Source organism: Microbulbifer variabilis (assembly GCF_056232115.1).
Map to the genome: position 1 here is coordinate 4,874,160 of NZ_CP174325.1, position 24,193 is coordinate 4,898,352.

At 48.0% G+C, this 24,193-nt stretch carries 15 protein-coding genes; 6 read left to right on the forward strand and 9 right to left on the reverse strand.

What is annotated here, in order from left to right; genetic code table 11:
• Positions 1-108: 108 nt before the first annotated feature.
• From ACJJI7_RS21995 to ACJJI7_RS22010, 4 genes are all read right to left on the reverse strand, one after another.
• Positions 109-1,458 carry an aspartate aminotransferase family protein gene (locus tag ACJJI7_RS21995; RefSeq protein WP_282952926.1) on the reverse strand — a complete coding sequence of 450 codons (1,350 nt, stop codon included), beginning with the start codon at positions 1,456-1,458 and terminating at the stop codon, positions 109-111.
• A gap of 337 nt (positions 1,459-1,795) precedes the next feature.
• Positions 1,796-2,467, reverse strand: a complete 672-nt coding sequence (locus ACJJI7_RS22000) for a GntR family transcriptional regulator (RefSeq protein ID WP_282952925.1) — start codon at positions 2,465-2,467, stop codon at positions 1,796-1,798.
• Positions 2,464-3,570 carry a hypothetical protein gene (locus ACJJI7_RS22005; protein WP_282952924.1) on the reverse strand — a complete coding sequence of 369 codons (1,107 nt, stop codon included), beginning with the start codon at positions 3,568-3,570 and terminating at the stop codon, positions 2,464-2,466. Before ACJJI7_RS22005 ends, ACJJI7_RS22000 begins: the two co-directional genes overlap by 4 nt.
• A 60-nt stretch (positions 3,571-3,630) precedes the next feature.
• A complete protein-coding gene (locus ACJJI7_RS22010) occupies positions 3,631-4,071 on the reverse strand; it encodes a VOC family protein (RefSeq protein WP_026305087.1) in 441 nt (146 codons plus the stop codon).
• Between the two features lie 75 nt (positions 4,072-4,146).
• On the opposite strand from ACJJI7_RS22010, the gene ACJJI7_RS22015 reads away from it, so the two are divergent.
• The 3 genes from ACJJI7_RS22015 to ACJJI7_RS22025 all read left to right on the forward strand — a co-directional run bounded on the left by ACJJI7_RS22015 (position 4,147) and on the right by ACJJI7_RS22025 (position 7,312).
• Positions 4,147-5,316 (forward strand): hypothetical protein, encoded by a 1,170-nt coding sequence (locus tag ACJJI7_RS22015; protein ID WP_282952923.1) that lies wholly within the window; start codon positions 4,147-4,149, stop codon positions 5,314-5,316.
• A gap of 135 nt (positions 5,317-5,451) precedes the next feature.
• Positions 5,452-6,198, forward strand: a complete 747-nt coding sequence (locus ACJJI7_RS22020; RefSeq protein ID WP_282952922.1) for an aspartate/glutamate racemase family protein — start codon at positions 5,452-5,454, stop codon at positions 6,196-6,198.
• Between the two features lie 403 nt (positions 6,199-6,601).
• Complete coding sequence (locus ACJJI7_RS22025) at positions 6,602-7,312, forward strand: SIMPL domain-containing protein (RefSeq protein ID WP_020413393.1); 711 nt, start codon at positions 6,602-6,604, stop codon at positions 7,310-7,312.
• 52 nt (positions 7,313-7,364) lie between these two features.
• Here ACJJI7_RS22025 and ACJJI7_RS22030 read toward each other — a convergent pair whose 3' ends face one another.
• On the reverse strand, positions 7,365-8,726 hold the full coding sequence (locus tag ACJJI7_RS22030; RefSeq protein WP_282952921.1) for a metal-dependent hydrolase family protein: 1,362 nt from the start codon (positions 8,724-8,726) through the stop codon (positions 7,365-7,367).
• 91 nt (positions 8,727-8,817) lie between these two features.
• On the opposite strand from ACJJI7_RS22030, the gene ACJJI7_RS22035 reads away from it, so the two are divergent.
• On the forward strand, positions 8,818-9,429 hold the full coding sequence (locus tag ACJJI7_RS22035) for a glutathione S-transferase family protein (RefSeq protein WP_020413395.1): 612 nt from the start codon (positions 8,818-8,820) through the stop codon (positions 9,427-9,429).
• Between the two features lie 437 nt (positions 9,430-9,866).
• Here ACJJI7_RS22035 and ACJJI7_RS22040 read toward each other — a convergent pair whose 3' ends face one another.
• From ACJJI7_RS22040 to ACJJI7_RS22055, 4 genes are all read right to left on the reverse strand, one after another.
• Positions 9,867-10,778 carry a hypothetical protein gene (locus tag ACJJI7_RS22040; RefSeq protein WP_444901205.1) on the reverse strand — a complete coding sequence of 304 codons (912 nt, stop codon included), beginning with the start codon at positions 10,776-10,778 and terminating at the stop codon, positions 9,867-9,869.
• Between the two features lie 923 nt (positions 10,779-11,701).
• Positions 11,702-12,292 carry a hypothetical protein gene (locus tag ACJJI7_RS22045; protein ID WP_282952919.1) on the reverse strand — a complete coding sequence of 197 codons (591 nt, stop codon included), beginning with the start codon at positions 12,290-12,292 and terminating at the stop codon, positions 11,702-11,704.
• Between the two features lie 2,931 nt (positions 12,293-15,223).
• Positions 15,224-18,040, reverse strand: coding sequence for a M16 family metallopeptidase (locus ACJJI7_RS22050; protein WP_282952918.1), 2,817 nt, complete (start codon positions 18,038-18,040; stop codon positions 15,224-15,226).
• Positions 18,041-18,294: 254 nt separating this feature from the next.
• On the reverse strand, positions 18,295-19,383 hold the full coding sequence (locus tag ACJJI7_RS22055; RefSeq protein ID WP_020413400.1) for a Glu/Leu/Phe/Val dehydrogenase dimerization domain-containing protein: 1,089 nt from the start codon (positions 19,381-19,383) through the stop codon (positions 18,295-18,297).
• 347 nt (positions 19,384-19,730) lie between these two features.
• On the opposite strand from ACJJI7_RS22055, the gene ACJJI7_RS22060 reads away from it, so the two are divergent.
• Together ACJJI7_RS22060 and ACJJI7_RS22065 are read left to right on the forward strand one after the other, a co-directional pair.
• On the forward strand, positions 19,731-21,698 hold the full coding sequence (locus tag ACJJI7_RS22060) for a VacB/RNase II family 3'-5' exoribonuclease (RefSeq protein ID WP_444901204.1): 1,968 nt from the start codon (positions 19,731-19,733) through the stop codon (positions 21,696-21,698).
• A 124-nt stretch (positions 21,699-21,822) separates the two neighbouring features.
• Positions 21,823-23,295 carry an aminoacyl-histidine dipeptidase gene (locus ACJJI7_RS22065; protein WP_444901203.1) on the forward strand — a complete coding sequence of 491 codons (1,473 nt, stop codon included), beginning with the start codon at positions 21,823-21,825 and terminating at the stop codon, positions 23,293-23,295.
• The last annotated feature ends 898 nt before the right edge of the window (positions 23,296-24,193 follow it).

Below are 24,193 nucleotides of genomic sequence, written 5' to 3' on the forward strand. Positions count from 1 at the left end.
TCCAGTCAAACCGCAAAAGCGGCCTTGAGCCACCACTCACATCCGCCACCGACAGACGATGAGGGGCGACCTAGGGCCGCTCTCATAAATAGATGCGATACCGCGAGTTTACGCCAGTGCTTTTGCGGTATCGTCCAGGGCGCGATGCGCTTTCTCCACCAACTCATCGACCTGCTCAGTGGTAATAATCAGCGGCGGCGCGATAACCATTGCATCGCCCACAGCACGCATTACCAAACCGTGCTTGATACTGAGATCACGACACACTGCGCCTGCGGTACAGTCGTCATCGAAGCGGGCACGGCTCGATTTATCTTTTACAAGCTCCAGTGCTCCAACCATACCCAGACTTCGGGCTTCACCAACAATCGGATGCTCTGCCAGCTCAGCCCAGCGCTTGGCCAGGTAAGGGCCTGTCACATCGCGCACATTCTCAATAATTTTTTCATTGCGCAGGATGTTAATTGTCGCCAATCCTGCCATACAAGCTGCCGGGTGCGCTGAGTAGGTGTAACCGTGAGTAAATTCACCACCCTTACTTTTAATCACGTCAGCAACACGATCACCCACCATGGTGCCGCCCAGCGGGAAGTAACCATTGGTTACTGCTTTGGCAAAAGTCATCAGATCGGGCTTGAGGCCGTAAAAATCTGCGCCAAACCACTCACCGGTGCGACCAAAGCCAAAAATCACTTCGTCCATCACCAGCAAGATATCGTACTGATCCAGCACCTTCTTCACTTCTGGCCAGTAGGTTTCCGGTGGGATTACTACACCACCAGCACCCTGTATAGGCTCTGCAATAAAAGCGGCAACTTTCTCAGGTCCGAGTTCCTGGATCTTTTCATCAAGGCTGCGCGCAGCATGAATGCCGAACTCTTCCGGGGACATATCGCCACCCTCGGCAAACCAGTAAGGCTGTTGCACATGCTCAATGTAGTCCAGCGGCTGAAACTGCTTATGCATACCACTCATACCACCGAGGCTAGCACCGGCAATGGTAGAGCCGTGATAGCCATTCTTACGGGAGATCACGATACGCTTCTCAGGTTTATCCTGAAGATCCCAGAAACGGCGAATCAGACGCAAGTTCGTATCGTTTGCTTCGGAGCCGGAGCCGGTAAAGAAAACGTTGCTCATATTGGCCGGGGTCACCTCCGCCAGAGCATCAGCCAGCTCAATAGAAGGCACAGTGGTGCACTGGAAGAAGCTGTTATAGAACGGCAGGGTATTCAACTGCTCATAGATGGCATCGCTAATTTCTTTACGGCTGTAACCCAGGTTACAACACCACAATCCAGACATACCGTCCAACATACGATTGCCATCGATATCAGTGATGTAGGCACCTTCAGCGCTGGTAATCACTCGGGTACCCTGCTGGCCCAGATCGTTGAAGTCCGTAAAGGGGTGCAGCAGGTGCTCGCGGTCGTGTTGTTGCAGCTCACTCTTGTTCATATTTCGCTCCTGGCTTTTGCTCTGGGGTTTTCCCGCCGCTCCCGACAAGCAGCCTCTGCTTGTCGGGCGGAGGTTTTCCCGCAATCTGTCATCCGCACTGCTCTACTGCTCAATGGGTATCACAAGGCGAATTATTACTACCAAATTTGTGATCACATTTTAGTAGCGAGACTCACAGAAGCGCAAGATCTATCTATGCCTCACAGCAACCTTAAGGTCGAATGAGGCCAAGTGGGCAAACTGGTGGGAAGGCAAAACCAGACGGTCAGTTTGTTTGGGCGACGTCTCCTGCCACGCGCGGTTTGATGTACAGCGGGTTAACAGTTACGACTGCTTGCTAGAGCAGCTCCTCAGCGGAGATTGAGCCGAGCCCCTCTTCTATATCCTGGCGAATGGCGCGGCGAACCCTCTCTACACTTCTGTCTGCAATGGCATCCAACAAATCCTCGTGGCGATCCGGCAGCTCCTGAACACCAAAGCGCTGAAATACAAGATGCTGAAGAGGCGCTGTCTGCAGCCACAAACTCTCGATCAACGAGAGAATGATATGCGGCCGCCCCATGCGATAGAGAGTAAAGTGAAAATCGAGATTAGCAGTGACATACTGCTCAATATCCTTTTGTTCGAGGGCAGCCGTCACCCGCGCGTCCAGGGCTCGTAGCTGCTGCAGTTCTTCCTCCTGTACAAACGGCAGGGCCTGCTCCGCAGCCTGGCACTCAAGCGCAACACGCGCCGCACAGATCTCATCGAGCTTCTCAGGAGTCATTGTCGGCACCGTGACACGACGGGTATCGGATAACTCCAAGGCCCGCTCAGAAGTCAGGCGCCGCAAGGCTTCACGCACCGGCATAGGGCTGCAATCCAGCTCCGCAGCCAAGCCGCGAATGGTAATCGCATGCCCCGGCAAAAATTTGCCACGTAAAATAGCATCTCGCACCTGGAAATAGACTCTCTCCTGAGTGGTGCGAAACTCTTCCTGCGGATGATTAAACTCCTGCGCCATGTTCATGCGGCCCTGACCTGATGTAACTTGTGCGGAATATCATCGAAGCCAACCTCTATGAGGTGGTCCGCTGCACGGCCACTCTGCCAGACTTCATGGAAATCATCGGCAACCCATTTGCTCAGTTCCACAACCTTCTTCCAATAGCGAATCCGTTCCTCGCGGCCCATCTTATAAAAATCATTACGATCAGGGATTTTGCCATAGGGCAGCTTCGCCACGAATGCAGGAGAAGGTGCCACCAACAGTGTCGATGACATAGCATCACCTCGCACACGACGCCAGGAAAGCCCTTTATCAAACCAGCCCGGCACCATAAACGGGAAAAAGTGCGGGTAGAGCACCAAACCCTGAGGGTGACTGAAACGTAAATCAAAATGGTAGTCGGTGATACCTCCATCACGATAATTTCCCTGTGGAGCACCAGCGGGGTTGCGAACTCCCGCCATCACCAATGGAATAGAACCACTCGCCAGGACCGCTGCACAAACATTGTCCGCGGATAGCGTCGTATCCACCGTACTCAGGTTGCCAAACCGTACTGCGGCATCACGGCCAGAGTGAAAAACCACCCGTTCCCAAAAAGCGCTCAGGCTGTGCCTGGAGAGCGCGTTGGCCATGGCCGATGCAAACAACGCCGGGGCCAGGAAGGCGCGCTTTTCACTAGCCAGGGGACCGCGGCCACGCACAGTGACAAAATGGCTGTGCCACAACGGGTTGCCTGCTACTTCGCCTGCACCATTTTCACCTAAAACATTGAGCAGGATTTGCTCCCCGGCAGCAGTGATCTCCGCCGGTGTCGGTTTGTCTGAGGCATAACTCTGATGGATATAACCATATTCCAAGCACTCCAGGGCCTCCAATGGCTCCGCCATGGCGTAACACATATTGCGAAAGCTACCGATTGAAGACCCCAGTGTCGCGATAGGATCACGACGCCCCTTAAAAAATTCCCCCATCAGTACCCGGTCCAACTGGCTGATGACCAGCCACTTGGGGCCTCCTGAGGCCCCCACCAGGGTGGAAAACTGTTCCTGGCGTAAGCCCTCCTCACGAATCTGGTGCGCCGCATTTGCGCCGGCCAATAATATGCAACTGGTATTCTTCACAAAGCGTCTCTTAAGGTATCCATTCAGGCGGAAGTGTACCGGGTTTGAATCCTGAGGGGATCACCACTCTCCGGTATTCTCCATTGATTGCCAGGGTTCCTGAGGCGCCAACGGCTCTCCATTTTGTAGTAGCTCTATCGAGATACCATCTGGAGAGCGAAAAAATGCCATATGTCCATCACGGGGAGGCCGGTTGATAGTCACGCCCGCATCCATCATCCGCTGGCAAACGGCATAGATATCATTAACTCCGTAAGCCAAATGGCCAAAATTGCGCCCGCCACCATAGGATTCCGGATCCCAGTTGTAGGTAAGCTCCAGCATAGGGGCCTTATTTTCCCTTGCGGCATCTACATCTTCCGGTGCAGCCAGATACACCAAAGTAAAGCGACCTTTGTCGTAATCGTTACGCGTTACAAGCTGTAGCCCTAACTTTTCACAGTAAAATTTTAAAGATTCTTCCAAGTCGGCCACGCGGACCATTGTATGCAGATACCTCACCCTCTACTCCTTCCTGCTATCAGGATCTAAAATCGCGGAATAATAAATAATTCAGCCTCGCGTGGCGAAAAGCAAATGTATAAGAAATTCTATCGAGCCTTTTCACAAGCCCCTAGCGGCAGCCCCTCTGCCATGTTGCATATGGCCTGCCACTCCCATCATTATTGGCCGGATATCACTCTGGAGGCGGTGCAACAATATTGGCACGATGCGGCACTGCTTGCCGACGATAAATGGGGACCCATTTTTCACGAGAAAATACCCGCCTGGCAAAATGCTGTCGCGCGCACACTACAAATTCCAGATGCCGGGCAAATCGCTATTGCCCCAAACACCCACGAATTGGTTTACCGCTTGATCAGCGCCCTGGATCCCGCCAAGCCACTGCGCATACTCACCACCGATAGCGAATTCTACAGCTTTGCACGCCAATTACAGCGACTCGAAGAATTGCCCCATGTGGAAGTAACGCGTATTCCAAAGACCCCCTATGCGACACTAGCCGAGCGCTTTGAGAGAGAGCTGCATACCCGGAACTACCAGCTGGCTTATGCCAGCCTGGTATTTTTTGATTCTGGCGTGGTATTCCCCGAGCTGCTACGTATTACTGAGCAAAAACCCGAGGAAACCGAGTTTGTTATTGATGGCTACCATGGTTTTTTTGCTCGCCCCATTGACCTGAGCAAGGTCGCAGATAAGGCCTTCTTTACTGCAGGCTCCTATAAATACCTAGGTGCCGGTGAAGGTCTGTGCTTTATGAGTATTCCATCCCGGTGTCGCTTGCGCCCGCTCAACACTGGCTGGTTTGCCGAAATGGCAGAACTTGAAAATCGCCCTGGAAGTGTCAATTACGGGGATAACTGGCTGCGTTTTGCCGGCGCCACTATGGACTATTCCTGCCTGTACAAGGGTCTTGCCATTTTCGATCTATTCCGACGGGAAGGTATCACCGTAGATAAAATCCACCGCTATGTCCTCAATGCCCAAAGCCGCTTCCTGAACACAATGGACAAAAACAGCCACCCGCTACTCAACCGGGAGCGCCTGATTCACCACGACCTGAAGGAGGGCCATGGCCACTTTTTCACGTTCGATTGCGGCACAACAGAAAACTCAGAAAAGCTACAAAAAGAGCTGAAAGCCCGAGCAGTCCTTTGCGACAGGCGCCAACATCTGCTGCGCCTGGGCTTTGCTATCTACCATGACGACAATGAAACTTATCAGCAGGTTTTTGACTCTCCCTAAATAAATTCGCGGGCACCGTTCTGCTGATTAACATACCAAGCTAGCCAGCGGCCCGCTCAGCCTCTATTGATCCATACTCTAATCCATACTTTAGCGGGCGATATAATCTAGAAATAAGAGAGTCTGGACCTGATCATGAAGCTGCTTCTCCTCAACCCAAATACCACAGAATCTATGACGTCACTAATGGCGGGCGCCGCACAAAGGGTTGCATCTCCGCGCACCAAAATCGTAGCGACCACCGCCAAGATCGGCTTTCCTTATATTTCAAGCCGGGTCGAGGCCGAAATTATTGCTAGTGATATCCTCGAGACAATTGCTGAACACCACACACAGGTAGACGCAGTCATTATCTCTGCATTCGGGGATCCAGGTCTTATTGGTGCGCGTCAGTTATTCGACATTCCCGTGATCGGTGTTGCCGAGGCGGCAATGCTGACCGCTTGTGCGCTTGGCCAGCGCTTCTCGATAATCACATTTAGCGATAGTTTGGCGGACTGGTTTCGCGATGGTGTGCTGCGTGCCGGTCTCGAAAATCGTTTCACCGGCATTCGCCTACCTAGCGAGCGTTTCCAATCGATCGAAACCGTACAGGAAGAGCTTAGCGAAAGCTTGGTTCAGCTCGTAGAAGAAGCCGCATATACTGACCGGGCAGATGTCGCCATCCTCGCTGGAGGGCCGCTCGCCGGTCTTGCCACAAAGGTTTCTGGCAGACTGCCGATTCCTGTAGTCGATCCAGTCCCTGCCGCTGTCGTGCTAGCAGAGGGTCTTGTACGGCTCAACCCAGGCATTGCCCGCGCAGGTGGTTTCGCCCGTCCGCCCGCGAAAGACACATTGGGCCTCCCCGATAGCCTCGCCAGGCGAATAGGGCACACTGACTGAGCTTCTTCCAAGCCCTCCTTATAATAATCTCTACTCTCCCGACAGCTCTGACTCATAGAATTACGGCGGCTGGATTTAGCCTGCCAGGTACAGCCTGCGATTGAGCATCCTAAAAACACATGCAGCCACGTGTTTCCAACAGATGTCGATACCTTCTTCTCCTGGGGTTTGTTATCTACCAAGAAAGATGAAACTTATCAGAAGAAATTTAGCTCTGATTAAGTGGGCAGCACTTTCCCGGCCAAGTGGCAAGCCAATATTGCCAAGCAGCTTGTCTACAGCTCCCCGATGATCCGTTATGCTGACCTTCTTGCTCAGCTGCGGTTCAGAAAGGCACTGATAGTATTTGGCGCCTAATGCATCGGAGTGATGCCAAATCCATAGCGATTGATAAGGAAAAATCATGAAGTTAGTAAAATTCTCGACAATCACAGTGCTTACTCTGCTTATCGCCGCTTGCGGAAATGGGCAGGCTCCCTCCGAACGGGGAACCCTGGTCTCTATTGCGGCTCACGGTGAAGCCAGCCAGATACCAGATGTAGCCAATATTTCCGTGGGCGTGGTAACAGAAGCCCAAGACAGCAAAAAGGCCATGAGTGATAACGCTGAACAAATGGAATCACTGATGGCGGCGATAAAGAAAGCGGGTATCGCCAAGAAAGATATCCAAACCAGCGGTATCAGCCTTTCTCCCCGCTATCGCTACCAACAAAATCAAACCCCGAAAATAGTGGGCTATACAGCGCGGAATACGGTGAGCGTTAAAGTGCGTAAACTGGATAAACTGGGCCAGGTACTGGACGGTTTGGCAGCTGCTGGAGCAAACCAAATTCACGGCCCAAGTTTTGAAATCGGCGAACCTGGCCCGGTCAAAGCGGAAGCCCGTGAAAAGGCCCTCTTAGATGCCCAGGAGCGAGCTACTATCTATGCAAAAGCCCTGGGAATGAAAGTTCGAAGAATTGTTAGTATTTCTGAAAATGGCAATGGCGGTATGCCCCGCCCGATGATGCTGCGCAGTGACATGGCGGTAAAGGAAAGCGCTTCAACCCCAATCTCTCCCGGTGAGACGACCCTTTCCGTAAATCTTGAGCTGGTATTCGAACTGGAAGACTAAGACAAGCTTTCCGGCTCCACCAATATTTTATGGGGCCGGAAATCTGTTCCCTTCAGCTCTCGCCCACACCCTCGATAAATACCTCAACCGCAGGTTCGCTGGGCTCCTTAAATACTTTGCCCCCTTTCATTACAAATTGCACCCGCTGCAATTCGGAAATATCCTCCAGGGGATTGCCCGCGACTGCGATAATATCGGCAATTTTACCCTCGCTGATGCTACCCAGTTCATCCTGTACCTGCAGAAGTTGAGCCGCATTCCACGTGGCCGAACGGATAGCGTCTGCTGGCGTCATACCACCTTGCACCATCAGTACAAACTCCCGAGCATTCTCTCCGTGCCTGGTGACCCCTGTATCGGTGCCAAAAGCAATTTTGACACCGCGCTTATAAGCTTTGGAAAAAGTATCCTGCATTAACGGGCCCATAGTTGCTGCCTTGGGGCGCACAATATCTGGCAGGAACCCTTCGATTGCGGATTTTTCAGTCACCCACTCCCCCGCCATGAGTGTCGGTACAAACCAGGTACTATTGCGCCGCATCAGGTCCATTACTTCTTCATCCATGTAGGTGCCGTGCTCAATTGAATCCACTCCAGCACGGATCGCACGTATCATCCCTTCCTTACCATGGGCATGCACCGCCACGGTAAAACCATAGTCCTTAGCCGCTGCAACAATGGCCTCAAGCTCATCCTGCATAAACTGTGGGTTCTGTCCGCTTTTGGCAACACTCAAGACACCACCGGTTGCAGTAATCTTGATTAGATCTGCACCATCCTTATAGCGCTGACGTATTGCCTTACGAGCAGAGATTGGGCCATCGACAACACCATCGACCGGGCCGGGATTACCAACCAGATCTTCACGGCGTCCATTTGTGGGGTCCGCATGGCCACCGGTGGTAGCAATTGACTTACCCGCAGTATAAATTCTCGGCCCCTCAATCGTGCCAGCTTCAATAGCCCGGCGCAGGCTCACGGTTACATTATCGTGATCACCAAGATTGCGTATAGTAGTAAAACCCGCTTGTAATGTGCGATTAGCTGCATCTACACTGCGCAGAGCAAAGTCTGCCGGATTCCAGGTATAGGACTCCACGTAAGCGCGAGGACCAAACTCATAAGTAAGATGGCTATGCATATCCATAAGCCCTGGCAATACGGTGTACTCGCGCAGATCTACCAGGGACTCCCTATCCCGCTTGGCAAATCCTTTTTGTACCGATTCAATCCGGCCATCCACCACATGAATGGTGCGATTTTCCAATAATTTTCCATTAGTGCTGTCGAACATTTTCCCCGCATAAATAGCGACACTCTCTGCAGATACCGGCAGGCTGAAGAATCCTACACAAACCGCCACGGCAGTGGCGGTGCGGCGAAAGAAGCTGTTTCTCTTGGCACTTGTGGTCATTGTCCTCACCAGTAAGTCTCTCTTAGATTTGAACTGTTTTTATTGGAAATCGTACAATTTACCGTAATCGCCAAGGCGAGAGGAAGCCCCTATGAAAATCTATGAGTTTGCGAGTGCACCCAATTGCCGCCGAGTTCGTATGTACTTGGCTGAAAAAGGCATTGATGTAGAGTTTGCTCCTGTGGATATTACCAAGGGGGAAAATCTCACCCCAGAATTTCGCAGCAAGGATATCAATAAAAAAGTACCGGTTTTGGAGTTGGACGATGGCGCCCACATTGCCGAATCTGTGGCTATCCAGCGTTACTTCGAGGAATTACACCCAACCCCTCCCCTTTTCGGGCGAAATGCTAAAGAAAAAGCCCTGGTGGAGATGTGGAATCGTCGCGCTGATTTTAATTTGATGTTCGCCGTTGGGATGTGCTTTCAGCATGTTTCCGGATTTTTTAAAGACCGTATGAATGTCTACCCAGAGTTTGGTGAGGATGCAGGTAAACGCGCCCTGAAGTTTATGAGCGTTTTAAACGATCACTTTTCCGATAGTGAATACCTGGTTGGCGACTATTTTTCAGTCGCGGACATCAGTATGGTTTGTAGTCTGGACTTCGGCAAAGTTCAAAATCTGCGCCCGAATGAAGAAAAGCACCCCCACCTGATTCGCTGGCGCGAGCAGCTCAAGAAGCGCCCCAGCTTTAAGGTATGACTGAAGCACACAACTAATTTCACTTCACAAAGATAAAGACTATCGCCCCATATAAATGGCGTGGGGCGAATTTATCGAGAAAGAACCTGAAATTACAACAGCATAGATCCCATTCAAACAAACAAGTCATCATCCGACTAATATTTAGGGTTACTCTAACAATTAAGCTTCTCTAGATTTCACCACCTTCAGGTCTCCATAAGTTACCATCAACAAATATAAAGGAAACGTCGCAAGTTCAGTCGACAGATTAAGGATGGAGTTTACGACAAAATTAACTTGAACCCAGACAATGAAAATTGTAAGAGATTGCCCAATAAGATAGCAACTGTGAGACTATGACTGTACGAAAACTTCCAATGTATTGAAATCTATTAAGAAACTCCTGAGGAGGGTGACTACCAAAAGAATCTCCCTAATACGCTCACCAAAAAAACCTACATTAAACCAATATCAGTAAGAGCATCCTTCAGTGCCTGCTGGTTATCATCCAAAGACCAACCCAATATTGACTGAATTAGTTGTCCGTCGTAAAAGAAGTAAAACGCCGGCGTACCCAAATTAGCATCTAAGAAAGACCACGATGATGAGTTATATATCAAGCCGACCGGCAATTTTGGATAGGTTTGCATCCAGTTTTTATGCTGTTCAATTTGCAGACTTCCACCTGGCTGGGTAAGCCAAACAGAATACTTAAAAAATATCTTTTTTAATTGTACATCATCACTAATGTAATTTGCTGCAGCCCTGGAAAAACGACACCCAGGATTTGAAATAACTAAAATAAAAGGACCCTGTGAAGGAATCTCAAAAGCACGCTGCTTAAGCGACGAATCTTCAAACTCTAAAATAAATGGCTTTTCGAGCGCCAGGTCATTAACCCTGTTAATTTTAGGCAAATATTCCAAATAGTTTAATTTCTTTTCTTCAACCATACTCCTGGCTAATTCGAACTGCCCAGCGGCAACATAGGCTTTTTGCAAATCAGCATAATGCCGCCTCTTTACAAATTCTTCTCTCTCAAGAAATTCCAATAGCCTAAGCAAATCATCAGTATAATTAACCCGAGGATCATAAAAATTAACAACCGTTACAGCTCTAAATAAATATTCTAGATCCAGCTGTCTTAGCTGCTGCTCACCAAGGTTAGCTATAATTGGTTTAAAATTCTCTAGATATAGACTCTCAGCTACCTCCCTTCTTTCCTTAATTGAGCCAAGCTCTGCATTAGAATAAATTTCATTCAACTGATCGTAACGATCCTTGATAGAAGTGTTACTACTTGCCCATATCTCCACCACGCTTAAAAAGGGCAGCATAAACAGTATCATTACGGGTGTTTTTTTCATTATGATGTCCTAGCTTTATGATAATCCCTTCCGGCTCAGAAATCCGTTTTCGACTGCGTCTGATATATAGCCCTGAAAAAGGAAGCCTTTCAAAGACTGAGCGTGTGACACAACATTTAACACCTTTAAGAAAAGTTCATCCATAGAACCAAACCACCAATACATGGACACATAATTTAAATTACACTAAGGTGTTCTACCGAAATATATAGATTCTTAATTATTCCGGACAGGAAAACTAATTTTTCTATCTTCGCCTGTATACGCAATCAGCATCCTTCTACCAGCCAAGCACAACAATACTTTGGTAGTTTTATTATAAACTGTAATTTTCTTGCCCAGAACACCTAATTGGTTAAAGCAATGCAAACCTGTATCAAAATTCACCTTGCTACTATATTTCCGTGGAAATATGCACTCGAAGCTATTTTATTTAGCCACTGAAAGATCTTCAACAATGAATATCTCATTAGAATAGATTGACTTTCGACCAACGCTATTTATCTATTGGCTACTGAACATCTAAAGTTGAGATGGCACTCGATTTAAAGCCATACTGTAATTCACAGTATTGTCATTACAATATTAGTCCACTCCTGCCACCCTACTACCCGCCAAGATTCTTCCACAAAGATGCAGACAACTGGAACACTGATTTTCAAGTATCAATAGCAGCCCTAGCCTTGAATCTATAGCAACACCGCCTTTGAACTGCACTTGTCAACATTCATGTGTTTTGACATAGTTTTCGAACCTTTAGCCTGCTATAGCTTTTCTAGCAATCTACAGCAAAAATTGAACTCAGAAGGCAGGCCGATCCTATGACAGCTCCAGAGAAACTATCCTGCCCCAACCACTGGGCGAAGGCAGGATAAACCGTGTAGATTAGTAGCGCCCTAATAAGCTAGCTTTAAATCCGCAGATTAGGGATAGTTACACGTCCGTGAATTGCACATAGAGCGCGCCTGCTTTGCACAATAACGAATCGGCCAGCCACCCATATCTACGTCAGACTTACAAGTATAATCTTCGACCCACTCCCAATTAAGAGAGAGTGCAGCTTCAGCTCGCTCTGCTATCGCTCTGTCTTTTTCTGATTCCACAGTTAAATTTTTCATCGCCAAGGTAAATGACTGCAAACCAAATAATTCAAGGATATCATGTACTTCTGTTGCTGTTGGCCCATATTCTAACATCCCGTAATCAAACCCAGCCAAACCCTTGTCGGTGAATTTTAAGCTGTTGATAAATAGCTCTCGCTCTATTTCTGGCAACTTCCCGAGGGGCGTCTTTTCCACTGGATTAGCCACCAGATAATGATTTAAGTCTGACTCACTTTTGATTGGAGCATTCAAGAATTCAACCTGCCTCTTTAAAGACAAAATTTCCTCTTGAAGCTTAAGGAGAGCACTGTTCTCTTGAGCACCTAAAGAAACATCCTTAGAAAATACCTGCTGAGAAAATACAACAAGCAAAAGTGCAAACGCTGTACCAATTAACCTTAAATTTTTCATACTTCAATTCCTTTGAATAATCATATTTTTGCACCAAAGAAAAGTTAACAGCAACTTTTCCGGGCCGTAACTTACCAACCATATAAAAAAATGTAAAGGTTAATTATGTGCGACACCTTCGCAAAAACCCGGCCTTACGAAGGGTAATATTAAATTCCATCATGACAACCTTTCCAACAGATTGACTTATTTCCAGAACCCTCCCACCCACATACCAGCCGAATAATCATCGTAAACCATGTCGAACTTTTTATCGCAATTATATACTGGTGACAACCGGGAATTACCTATTTTAAGCTTTAAGCTTTAACGAATAGAAATTATGCTGACTACAAAGCCAATAAGCTTTCCGCACAGCACCCCCTATAACTGGCACCCCAAAATTCACGAAGAGCCATTTTAGCCACTTCCACCTAATTTATTTCAATTTCAGTAAAGCAGAACCCTAAAATCATACCTTTTTGTGAACTTCATTTTTATATCCACCATGTACAAAATACCTCTTGCTTTGAGTCAATTTCATAGCACACTGATAGGTGAAGTGAAAAATCCCTGAATATTCTAGACATAAAAGCTCTAGAATGATTAATATAAGCATCCTCCCCCCCTTACAGACTCGCCCTCTTAATTTCACCATCACAAATTACTATTTAATTTTAGGTGCAAATGATGTTATCCAACCACGATAAATTTTATAGAAGACACTAGGGATAAGCTAATTATAGGAATCAACAAACAAGGGGACAGGGCTCTCAGATTGCGCTCCTAATTTGAATGCCAAGATGACCCCAACTATCTTAAGCTAGACACTCTAGGTAGGAACTCCTCACAAGCCTTAGCATGTTGATGACGAGAAATAATCTTAAGCGCCATCAGCATTGAATTAGCGGCGCAAATCAAACTGAAGTGCAGACATAGAGCTTGACTACCATAAATAGAAAATAAGTACAGAAATTATTTTCAGGCCACTGCACAGGATCCAGCTTATTATTCCGTTAATTTTGCCAACCCCTGAAAGCCGTCCCTTAATAAACCTCAGACCCCCTCAACGCTTTAACTCAGCAACTCATAACTTCGCTAGATAGAAACTTAAATAACACCCTCGAATGACCATCAACTAAATAGTATTTAGAGACAGCTAACTGGCCGCCCTTAGCATATATCTCAATCTGGCAGGCTCAACTGAAAAGTTGGTTATTTTACTTTGCAAATACAACCTTAAACACCATCATCGTAACGAGATAAATTTTCCTGGAAAAATAGATCGTATCAATTTTGATTTAAGCAGCTTTCTCGTTCCGAACTTCAAAAAACAACTTGTATAACAATTGTACACCTTTAAAACCATCAAATGATTCATTTAAGAACCTTGTAATCGGACAATACATTCAAAAATGATAGATTTCTTACCTGAAGGACCAACTCGAAAATAGCAAAGTTTTAATTATCGACCTGTATATCAATTGGACTCACTAGGAAGTTGGAGTATTATTGCTCCCCACAATATCATTGCCAGTGGCCTCATCTTTTAGCAAACCAGGAAATAGCATAACCAACCTTTGCATGCCCCTGGTTCTGGTTAATTAAAGACAGCTTGGATCTCAAACTTTTTTTTTCAAGAAGTAGTAGGATTCCTGATCGACAACAATGAAGCAAGTTAAAACAGGTCTGATAAATTACCCCAAAATGTATGATATGCTTTGACACAGGATTCACAATTATCCAGCCTGCGCGACCTTTCCGGGAAGGCAAACCCCTCTTTCAATTTGACAATCACTTCATTTATCGATGGTATGCAAATCAAATAATCGTGACACTCTTAATCAAAAGAGTTCTTTTGGCAGCTATATATAGTTATTACCTATTCTGAGATTGAAAATTATCCCTCTTGCTTGGCAAATGATCACCAAAGGTTTTCCCTGCCTCATGTGGGACTTATACGCTGTCCTGCTACCCATACTTTCTAGTTTTGCCCACTATTAATACCGACACCCTCAACAGGATTTGTATTTATGAAAGCCTGTATTGTTGAATAACAACTCCAAGAGATGATCAGGGTCTTTAAACCATACAGTGCCCAACCAAAGGAACACATTGAAATTACGTGAATTAAAATACTATTTTTCCGGCAACTCCAACCCCAATTCGCACCCCCGTAAAAAATAGATATTATTTCCTTCTTCTATCTGCTTTCGAAATCAATAAGTGGCGATTTATACAGACTTTGATGTTAAACAGAAAATATATACACTTACCTTCGAAAAAATTAGATGAATGACCATCCAGCAGCGGATTACTAGTAATCTAGTTAGCCCGCCAGAGAGAGCTCATGCGCCCAGACTTTGCACATATCTATGTCAATAGGACTGTGACCAGGCTTAACATCTATAAGGTAACCGGCTGTGGAGATGAGATTTTCTGCCCCTCCCAGAGCCAACAAAGAAGCTGACCGCCTGGACAACTGCGCGTACGATACTATCCGCACCTTGAAAATGGACTGCATTCGTAGATATTGACATATCCCATGCTACCGTTGATTCACCCAGCCTTCCTCCAGAGTAGATGGGGGCGGCAGCATAACAATCAACCTAAGCAAGTTGAACAATAAGACTCATGAAACACCTGTAATGCAAAAAATAATTTATAGTAGCCTCTTAATACATCTAGAAGTTAAGGCACCCAAACTAACCCTGCAGCTTCTGTTAAATTGTTTGGCATCAAAGCCGCGTAAAATCGATGGGCATTTATTCATTTCACAGGCTTTGGTTGAGCTCGCCCCCCATAACCATTCACTAATCGGTTCTAGCAGAGATATTCGAATTGCAAATCAAGCATTCAAGTACTTTTTTATCGTAGAAAGTTTTTAAATATGCGCTACAAACTCAGGTTGAAAAAGGCCATAAAGGCCTTTTTCAAAAGTCTGATAAAGCCCTAATCCTTTGAAGGCAGAACTTCTACCGGGCCAATATCCAGCGCCTCTACTTCTCCCTTGATCTTATCCAGGTCTCCAACAATGACCCAGGTAAATTGCTCGGGGGCCAGGAATTCCTGTGCCGAGGCTTCAACTTTATCGGTATCAAGCGCGGCCACCCGCTGTGGGTACTCAGCGATATACTCCTCCGGCAGCCCCTTTTCTACCTGCCAATTAATACTGGAAAGCAATTGCCCCTTGGTTTGGAAGCGTGCACTCTGCTTGAGTACCTCATCATTTCGGTAATCTTCGAGCTCCTTCTCCGTAATTGGACGATCACTGAGATAATCCCGATACTCTTTCACTAACTCCTGTATTGCTGGTGCGGTTTTATTCGTTTGCACTGGCGCGAACAAAATGTAGGGACGCTGGCCTTCTGTATCCATAGAAACAGCGCGAGCTCCATATGACCAGTGCTTATCTTCACGCAGATTCATATTTACTCGGGAAGTAAATTTCCCTGCGATAATATTGGCCATTGCATCGAAGGCCTCAGCACCTTGGGGTTGCCAGGGAGGCATAACCAAACCGGCCATGATAAAACTCTGCTGCGCTCCTGGGCGATCCAGCAAATACACTCGGGCTTTTTCGGGACGCTCAACTTTAGCCACTTCAATTTTTGGTAATTCAGTTTTAGGTGCCTTCCAACCACCCAGAGTTTCGTTCAGTAATGGCTCAATTTCTTTTTCCGTTACATCCCCCACAACCGTCAGAGTGGCGTTATCCGGTCTCACCCAGGTTTTCTGGAAGTTCACCAGATCTTCCCTGGTTATTGACTTTATCCCCTCGGGAGTACCGGAACCGGTCAACGGTGAACCGTAGGGATGATCTGGACCAAACAGCAACGGCGGCAGCTCACGCAGAGCCAAGCCCTGGGGCTGTGCCTTTTCCTGGGCTATGGCATCCAAGCGGTTGGATTTTACCCTTTCAAGATCCGACTCAGGGAAACGGGGCTCAGTCACCACTTTGGCAAACAACTTCAAAGAGGGCTCCAACTGGGTCTTGAGGGCGCTCATACTGATGGAGTTGTAATCCAGTCCGCTCCCCCCGCCAATACTCACCCCAAGCTCCTCAGAGCGCGCACTAAACTCCAGGCTGTCCAGGTCTCCAGCACCCTCATTTAACATTTGAGCAGTCACAGAGGCGAGACCAGGTTTATTCTGATCGGCAGAGGCCCCACTGCGGAACTGCAAGTTCATCAATACCACAGGCGTATCATGACGCTCCGCCAGAACCACCTTGAGGCCATTTTTCAATGTAAATTCGCGCTGCTTGGGCAACTCCAACTCTACATTCTTATCGACCTCTGGCAATTTGCTGCGGTCGGCACCCTCTGTGGCGGCGGTGTACTTTTTCTCGGGCTCGATGATCAAGGTATAGGAATCATCCTTTAGCCACTGCTTTGCCACATCCTGCACCTCAAGCGCGGAAACTTTGGCATAATCTTCCACACCTTTAAGCAGGGCCCCAGGATCCCCATAATAAAATTCAGAGCGGGCAAGAATATCGCTCTTGCCACCAAAGCCACCGGTTTTTTCCAGCCCCTTCACCAACCCGGCAAATTCTCCCTGCTTAACTCGGCGTAGCTCCTCTGCGCTCACCCCGTTTTTCGCAAATTCTCTCAATTCTTTATTCAAAAGTTTTTCAACTTTATCGAGGGACTGCCCAGGTTTCACATCGACAATAATCATCAACTGCCCAGCCAGCTGGCGCCCATAATAAAAAGCGCTCACACTCGTCGCTACTTGCTCATCCCGCACCAAGCGACGATAAAGTAGTGAATTTTTTCGGTTAGCCAACAAGGAGGTCATCAGTTCAAGTGCGTGCTCCTCATTACTACCTACCGCAGGAACATTCCAAACTTTGTAAATACGAGTTTGCGGCACCTGGTCTCGTACCACCTCCCGTTTTTTAACCTGGGTAGGCAGTTCCCAGTTTTTAATTCGCGGTTGTACTCCTGTGCTGGGTATATCGCCAAAATACTTGCGCGCCTTGTCCATAGCCTCATCAACACTGACATCGCCAGCAATTACCAAAGTGGCATTTGCCGGTTGGTAGTGATCTGCAAACCACTTTTTCACATCCTCCAGGCTGGCATTATCCAGGTCTTCCATTGATCCAATTGGCGTCCAGGAGTAAGGGTGATCTGCCGGAAAAGTACTCTTGGCAATAATGTCGAAAGCCTTTCCATAGGGAGCATTCTCCCCCTGGCGCTTCTCGTTTTTTACCACTCCACGCTGTTCATCCAAAACTTCCTGGGTGATAGCGCCCTTGAAGTGGCCCATTCGGTCAGACTCCATCCACAGAGCCATATCCAGGGCACCTTTAGGCACAGTAGCAAAGTAGTTGGTGCGATCATTATTAGTGGTGCCATTCATATCCGTAGCACCCGAGCGCTGGAAAGGCTCGAAGTATTCACCTGGATAGTTCTCACTGCCGTTGAACATCAGGTGCTCAAACAGATGTGCGAAGCCAGTTTTGCCCTGCGGTTCATCCTTGGAGCCCACTTTGTACCAGATATTGGTGGAGACAACCGGGGCTTTGCGATCCTCGTGCACTATCACCGTCAACCCATTGGGCAGAACTTCTTTGTGATAGGGGATATCCAGCTCCGGCGGCGGTACATAGGCCTCTTTATCGGTGGCTGCTGCCTTGCTGCTGGCAGCGGCTTCTTTATCCACAGATAACGCATGGGGTGTATCGTCGACAGACTTGCCGCAACCGGCAAGACCTGCAGTGGCAATAACGACACTGATAAGTACTGGACGCAAGTCCATATTGTCACTCCCTCTTAATAACCGCGGCTTCAGGATGGCAAGTTTAGGCCAGGATTCACTCCTGATATCTGCTAAACCCTCAGCACATTCAAACAGTGGATCTGGCATCTTACCCGGTTGCCAGATCGATCGGACAAATATCAGACAAAAAAATGGGCACCGAAGTGCCCAAAAAATACATCACAGAGAGAAATGATCAAAGCAATCGCCTGTGGCGATCAGGTCACCGACACTTCTCTTGCGTTAAACTGCTGTTATGCGGCTACAGTGCCGGATTTATTCTCGGTATCGCCAGTCACAGAATGGTGGCCAAAACGCTCTTCGGCTATACGGTCAGCAACATGTGCCGTAGTCTCACCAGTCTCATCCGCACGTACAAACACCTCTTTCATAGTGCTGCCAATTTCTTCAATGTGCGCACGCACCTCATCAGCGTTGTAGTCGCCTTTCTGCTGGTAGTACACATCGATTATTCCACCGGCATTAATTACATAGTCCGGGGCGTAGAGGATTCCCTTCTCACGCAATGCTTCTGCGTGACGCTCTTCAGCTAACTGGTTATTTGCCGCACCGGCCACCGCACCAACTTTTAGACGGGAAATAGTGTCATCATTGAGGATCGCACCCATGGCACAGGGAGCAAATAGATCCACATCGAGGTCAAAGATCTCATCAGCGGTTACAGCAATCGCGCCCAGCTCAGTCACTGCGCGATCAATGTTGTCCTGGAAGATATCGGTAACGAACAGCTCCGCACCGGCATCTTTCAGCAGCTTAGCGAGGCGGAAACCCACATTACCAACGCCCTGGATGGAAACTTTCAGGCCGGTAAGGTCAGTTTTACCCCAGCGATGTTCCACCGCAGCTTTAAGGCCCACAAATACACCGTAGGCTGTAGAAGGAGACGGATCACCACCGTATTCAGAGCCCGCAAACAGGCCGGATACATATTCGGTGGTCTCACCAATCACACTCATGTCAGCGACACTAGTGCCGGAGTCCTCAGCGGTGATATAGCGACCACCGAGGGTATTGATAAATTCGCCCATGGCGCGCAGCAACTCAGGAGTCTTTTCCTTGCGCGGATCACCGATGATCACAGATTTCCCGCCGCCGAGCTTTAACCCCGCCATTGCAGACTTATAAGTCATGCCTCGGGAGAGGCGCAATACATCATTCAGTGCCTCACCATCATCGGCGTATGGCCACATGCGACAGCCACCCAGTGAGGGACCTAAATTCGTATTGTGTACCGCGATAATTGCCTTGAGTCCGCTCTTAGCATCTTGGTAAAACGCCACTTGTTCGTGTTTATCGTAGGCGGAATGGGAAAAAATACTCATTAACTGTTCCTCTCCGGAAGGCCGGTTCTACAGCTGGGGAACAACCACAGCCCTTATCTGTTTTTATTCAGGGGTAAGATTATATCCACCTTCGACAGATAAAGTTTGCATATTTTGCACATAACCACAAAGCAATAGCTAAATTGTCACATAAAGCATATTTTTTTAGGATAAACGACCTTGCGAAAATATAGTCGCCTAAGCGGTCAGCAATCCTGACCTCCCCTTCAACCCACCGCGCGGCCCCATTAGCACAGGGATACTTTCTTCCACTACCGGACTCCGTTACATCGTGTCAGCATGGTCTGGTAGAATCCGCGCCCAAATCGACCCGAGAGATAAACTCGATGCTGAATGCCGACGCTCTGAAACAACTTTCACAACTGAAAACAGATATTCGCTCCAGTAAGGACTTTGCCGAAGGCCGGGTACGCGGCAGCAATGGCAAATTTGGCTTCGTGGAGCTGGAGGATGGACGGGAGGCCTTTCTGCCACCCAACGAAATGGAACGTGTTTTCCCAGGTGACCGGGTTCGCGTCTGCATTACAAAGGAGAGCAAAGGCAAACTGACAGCCGAATTAGATGCCCTACTCGACAGCCAGCTGGATTACCTGGTTGGCCAATATGTACAGCGAGGTCAAGGGCACTTTATCCAGCCCACTCAGAATGGCCTGTCTCGATGGATTTTCCTGCCTCCTAAAGCAAGGGGCAAGGCACAGCCAGGCGAATTTATCGCCTGCAAAGTCAATCGTCATCCCTTTAAGGACGGGCGCGCCCAGGCAAAAGTTGAGACTGTTATCGGTAAACCAGAAATGCCTGGCATTGAGCATGCCTATGTAGTGGCCCAATACAAGCTACCTGAGCAGTTTGGTCCGGCAGCGGAGAAACAGGCTAAAACCATTTCTGAACAGATTGTCACCAATACCTCTGAGCGCACCGACTTATCCGAATTGGGCTTTGTCACTATTGATGCGGAAACCACCCGCGATATGGACGATGCCCTCGCCGTTACACCTAGCGAAAACGGCTGGACCCTGCATATCGCCGTTGCCGACCCCTCAAGTGCTATCACCGAGGGCAGCCCATTGGATCTCGAGGCGTTTAAGCGCGCCCACAGCCAGTATCTCCCTGGCGAAACTCTGCCTATGCTGCCGCGCAGCCTATGTGAGGACCTTTTTTCCCTGATACCTAATGAGTTGCGCCCTGTACTGGTAGTACACATCGATATCGACAGCGACGGTAAAATTATTTCAAGCCGCTATGAATTTGCCGCAATTCGCTCCCAATATAAATTGAGCTACAACCAGGTAAGCCAACTCATAGAGGGAGATGAGTCCGCGGTACCGGAAGAGCAAAAAGAAAGCTTGCGCAACCTTGCCGCTCTGTATGAGGCCCGCGCCAAATATCGCGCAGGGCACTCCCTGGCAATGGAAGAGCGCCCTGACTATGAAATTCACCTCAACAAAGAGCGCAAAATCGAGCGTATTGAGAAGCAGGAGCGTAATATTGCCCAGCGCATGGTTGAGGAAGCTATGCTCGCCACCAATATCTGCATCGGAGCAAAACTGGCAGAATTACAACAGGGCTGCTTCTCAGTACACCTGGGTTTTCGCGAAGAACGGATGGGCGAAGTAAGAAGCCTTCTAAAGGAATTACTCCCAGAACATGCGGAAAACGATCTCAGCCAATTGCAGCACTATTTAGCGCTGGTTAAACACCTGGAGAGCCATGAAGATGCGCAAATGCGCAACCTTCTCGCAGTGCTGAAGCGCATGCTGCGTCCCGGCCAGCTCAACAACAACTCCGGTGCGCACCTGGGTCTGGGACTTGAGGCCTACGCCACCGTAACCTCACCCATTCGCAAGTACAACGACCTGTACAACCACCGCGTACTGCGCGCAGCATCTGAGAATAGTCCTGCGAAAACACTGAGCGACACAGAAATCGAGAGCCTGCAAGATAGCCTGCTCCGTGGACGCCAAGCCAATCGAGCCCTCGAACAATGGCTTTACACTCAGTTTATGCAGGATAAAGTAGGTCAGGATTTTACTGGCAAGATTGTCCTGGTTAATGGAGCTGGGCTGGGCGTACGCTTGGACCAATACGGCATTGATGGATTTGTCCGCTTGAACGGCGAAAAAAAGAATCTACCCACATTTGACGGCAAACACTTAACACTCACCCACAATGAGCAAAGTTTTCAGTTAGAGCAGACCGTCAATGTCAAAGTTACTGCGGTGGACATAGATAAACGCCGCATTGCACTCGAGCTTTTGTCAGAGAGCTCTGTAACTGAAGAGGCCCCACAAAAGTAACGACGAGCAACATCCAAAGAGCCCGGCAAATGCCGGGCTCTTTCCTGTTACCTCTTGGTCGACCCCATAAACAGGTTTTACAGGAAACGACAATTAATCCCATAAGAATGATTTGAGGCCACCAATGAGCAATATTGCTGAGCTGAACCCTACCCCTCTCTGGAAACACTTCGCCAAACTTTGTGAAATCCCCCGCCCTTCCAAGCATGAAGATAGAGTTGTTGAGCACATTGTCGATTTCGCCAAAGCCCGCGGCCTGGATGTGCAGCTGGATGAGATTGGCAATGTTATTATCAAAAAGCCGGCAACACCGGGCATGGAAAATCATCAAACTCTGGCGCTGCAAAGCCATGTCGACATGGTGCCGCAAAAAAATGCGGATACTGAACACGATTTCCTCACCGACCCTATCAAACCGCATGTTGATGGTGAGTGGATTACCGCCGAAGGCACTACCCTTGGAGCCGACAATGGCATCGGTGTCGCCGCCATTCTTGCCTTGATGGAGTCTACAGATATCCCCCACCCCGCCCTGGAAGCTCTGCTCACCATCGATGAAGAAGCGGGCATGACCGGTGCTAAGAACCTGCAGCCAGGCTACTTCGAAGCCGATCTGCTGTTAAACCTCGACACTGAAGACGAAGGTGAACTCTACATTGGCTGTGCCGGTGGTATCGATGTCAATGCAGCTCTGCCCTACAAGGCAATATCTGTAGCAGCTGGCAGTCAGGCATATAAACTGTCTGTACGCGGCCTGCGCGGAGGCCACTCAGGGCTGGATATTGATAAGGGACGTGGCAATGCCAATAAGATTGCCAACCGCATTATCGATGCCGCCCTACGTGAAATTCCTACTTTGAGAATCGCTACATTAGATGGGGGAAGCTTGCGCAATGCCATTCCCCGAGAGTCATTTAGTACCCTCGTAGTTCCTGCTGACAACCAGGAGCAACTACAAACGGTTGTCCATACTGAAAGCGCACAAATTGCACGGGAGCTGGATAACGAAGCGGCACTGGAAGTTAGCCTCGAGAGCACCGATACACCACTCAATACAATGGATATCACGAGTCAACAAAAGCTGATTCGCGCTATTCGCTGCTGCCCCAATGGCGTGGAGCGCATGAGTACCGCACTGGAAGGTATTGCTGACACTTCCAACAATTTGGCCCGCGTGGTCACTATAGAAAAAGACGGCCAATACCGGGTTCAAATACAGTGCCTGGTACGCAGCCTTTCTGATAGTGCTAGGGATCAGCACAGCCTGGATGTAGCCGCTACTTTTGAATTGGCCGGTGCAGAAACCAAACTGGATAATTCATACCCCGGCTGGACGCCAAACCCCAACTCACCACTACTCGCGATGATGAAGGGTGTTTACAAAGAAATGACCGGAGAAGAGCCTGAAGTGAAAGTGATCCACGCCGGCCTGGAGTGTGGCCTTCTAGCCAAACCTTACCCCAATTGGGATATGGTCTCATTCGGCCCCACCATTCGCCGCGCCCACTCGCCAGAAGAGAGAGTACACATCCAAAGTGTCGCCAACTTTTGGGATTACTTTATTAAAGTTGTTCAGGCAATCCCAACTAAAAACTAAACTCCCTTTCGTGCCTATTAATTATAAATAGAATGATCCCGTTACCATCCATCGGAGTGAGCCCGGTGGATGGGCTGCTCACCCACTCCCTCTCACGACACTATCTATAGTCCTTGTAAAGCAATCACATTTTTCAGACCCTAATAGAAAAAAATCGATTAAAAAGATTAAGGGCTAGACTGGGAGCTAGATAGATACTTTTTAGATTAAATTTCAATCAAAATAAGAATATGGAACTTTACATCCAACCTTCTAGTCAATACATTCACTTCAACTATGACATGGAAGAAGCAATAAAAATTTAAGTTTGTCTGTAATCCATAAAGCGTCACAACCAACATTCATAGGTGTGGGCACTAAATTGTTAAAGGATACCGGCCACCATAGCGCTTCAGTCACAGATGAAAAGCTTTAAACCGGAATATTAATTTCTCAAGGAAGTTATATAATTTATGAAAAGTCTAATTTTAATATTTAGCATTTTTTCTCTAACAGCTTGCGGAACCGTTACCACCTTATCAAGCACAGATCTCGAAATTGCAAGAAACTTAAAAAAGCAGAAAACTAATTGTGAATCCATCCCTAGAGTTTATAGCGGGCTGTCGTACAACATGTGCAAAATGCATTCAAACAGCGAATCTTTGAATTTTGCACCGCTTCTTGGGGCCTATCTTGTTGACAGTGTTCTCTCCGCAGCCACTGACACAGCTGTCCTTCCCTTCACAATCTATGAGCAGCATAAGAGTGGAAACATATTAGTTCAAAGTAGCCAACATTAACTTGTCCGATACTAGCTACTTTCCAATTCAATCGGCCGGCGCTTAAGGGGTCGGCTGGTTTGACTCGCTGGACTATTGAAGATAATATCCACAGCATTGTCAATCTTCTTTATTGCAAA